2 protein-coding genes and 1 pseudogene are annotated in these 2,239 nt (G+C 55.9%); 2 read left to right on the plus strand and 1 reads right to left on the minus strand.

Annotated elements, in window-relative coordinates; genetic code table 11:
* Together TY51_RS22550 and TY51_RS20940 are read left to right on the plus strand one after the other, a co-directional pair.
* Positions 1-378, plus strand: a 378-nt coding sequence (locus tag TY51_RS22550; protein WP_042247750.1) for a hypothetical protein, incomplete at its 5' end; no start/stop codon positions are given.
* A gap of 102 nt (positions 379-480) precedes the next feature.
* Entirely contained in the window at positions 481-1,446 is a 966-nt protein-coding gene (locus tag TY51_RS20940) for a glycosyltransferase (RefSeq protein WP_231558953.1), read from the plus strand.
* A 117-nt stretch (positions 1,447-1,563) separates the two neighbouring features.
* Here the strand turns inward: TY51_RS20940 and TY51_RS07325 are convergent.
* Positions 1,564-2,239, minus strand: a pseudogene (locus TY51_RS07325) (IS5 family transposase); the annotation flags it as partial.

A 2,239-nucleotide genomic window follows, 5' to 3' on the forward strand; every position in this document is an offset into this window, starting at 1 on the left:
CAGCTCAAGGAGCGCGGCATCGAGGTGGCGGCTGTCCAGGTCTGGCGGGAGATCAAGGAACAGGCCGTCGAGGTGGCCCGCGTCGCCCAGGAGCTGGCCGAGAAGGGCCGCGCCTGGATGGAGCGCGTCACGGAACGGGCTGTGGAACAGGTGCGTGAGGCGGTGGAACGGGTCACGCCTGCCGATGCCTGGGGAGAGTTCTTCGCCGCCGCAGCCCCCGGTGCGTCAGCTGCCGCCGAGGGGTTGGCGCGGGATCTCGAGGTCGAGCGCCGGCTGGAGGCGCAGCGTGAGACTGCCGAGCGGGAGGCGCGGGAACGGGTGCAGGAGCAGGAGCGTCGTGCTCACGAGCGCGACGACGGCCCCGATCACGGGTGGTGAGGCGCTTTTTGGGCCCCTGCAGTTATAACGGGCGATAAAGGGTCGCACGCATCACATCGGCAATCAGCAATTACTCCTTCAAACATGCCGAAAACCTTGCAGATGCTGCATTGCAAGGTCATGGTTAGTGAACTCACAAAATCGGGGATCGCGATGCGTATCGTAGGAATTTGCCGCTATTCGTTGCTTGGGCGCGGTGATTGGCATGCCTATCGCGGAAAGACTGATGCAGAAGTCGAGGCGGTCGCCAAAGAACAAGCTAAATTGCTTTTTGCAAAAGATCGGATGAATGCAAGACTAGAGTCATTCGAACACCTGACCTTAGCAAGCCTTCGCGCCCAGACTGACCAAGACTACACCTTTATTGTTTTGGCATCAGAAATGATGCCCAAAATATACAGAGATAAGCTGCTGAGCTTATGCAAGGACATGCCGAATGTCCTTGTTCGATTTTTTCCTCTATCTAATGCAATAGAAGCGCAAGCTAAAGTTTATACCGAGATTGGTCTTACATACCGAGATGCCGTTCAGTTTCGCCTAGATGACGATGATTGCTTGTGCCGAACATTCATTCAGATGCTCCGTTATCATGCTAAAAAGTTCAATGAACCACTGCCGTTCGCAATAAGTGTAAGCAGCTTTTTGTATGCTGTTTCTGGCGGAAGCGGAAAGGGTGTATATGATTGGAAAACGCCTTTTCTTGGTGCGGGTGCCGCCCTCTGGCATCCCCGTAAAAGTATATACGCGTTCGGGCACTTTGCTTTGGGAGTAAGATTTCCTTATTCCATAATGGAGGGGCACCAGGCTTTGGTGACAAACACGGGCTTGAATGACACAGAAGCAACTGCTCAAAAAATCATAAAAGCTGGAATGACCCGTTTAAATATCGAACAGATCATGGAAGATATTGACCGAGATTTTCCTTTTCTCTCGGAAAATGCATTTGAAATCACTGGAATGCCATTGCAAATTTCGCTGATGCGCAAGGCTTCTGAGGTTCGTGGAACGTCAATGCTTCGACTAACCCCTATCAAGCTGTCCAATACCAAAGCCGCAAAAGCAGGGTAAGCGATACACTGATTATTAGGTAGATCAAGGCAAGAGACATATCTCAAGTTTATCGTTCTTACACGGCGTTGTTGCAGAATTCACCTTTCGAGGTGAGCTCCCCTTACCCCGCTAATCTCATGCCACGCGCCTGATCTTGCGGTGCCGAGTGCGTTGAAGTGGTTCATGAGTACGACGCGGATGTGGACCTCGGCGGCTTGCCTGTCTGGGTCGCGCGAGGCGATGCGCTCGCCGAAGGATTTGAGGCAGCGCATCTTTGCCTCGATCCGACTTCGGACGTGATAGCCGGACCAGTGCTTCCAGTTCGCTCGTCCTAAGCGCTTGCTCGCACGCAGGATGTCGTTGCGGGCATGGGCAGCGGGGCAGTCCTCCTTCCACAGGCGGCCGTTCCTGCGGATGGGGATGACGGCAATGCCGCCGCGATCCACGATTGCGGTGTGGCATCGCCGAGTGTCGAAAGCACCGTCGCCGGTCACGGTGTCGATCTGTTCATCCGGCGGGATCTGATCCAGCAGGTCAGGCAACACAGGGCTGTCACCTTCGCGGCTTGAGGTGAACTCCACGGCCCGAATGTCGCCGGTGGCAGTATCCATGGCCAGGTGAACCTTGCGAGACTGGCGCCTGCGGTGGGTGCTGTGCTTGCGGGCAAGCCACTCTCGTTCATCGGGCCTACGCGGCCCCACCGGGGCCACGGTCCCTCTTCACCCCAGGAACTTGATCCCCGTGCTGTCGACCAGCAGGTTCAGCGACACCGCTCTGCGGCGGTGGGTGATCTGCACAGCAAGGGTCTTCT

It is taken from the genome of Paracoccus sp. PAMC 22219, assembly GCF_000787695.1.
In the GTDB taxonomy this organism is placed as follows: Bacteria; Pseudomonadota; Alphaproteobacteria; order Rhodobacterales; family Rhodobacteraceae; genus Paracoccus.

Excerpts from the sequence above, each read along its gene's own strand:
- TY51_RS20940 (WP_231558953.1), top strand. The coding sequence starts at position 481 with ATGCTGCATTGCAAGGTCATGGTTAGTGAACTCACAAAATCGGGGATC.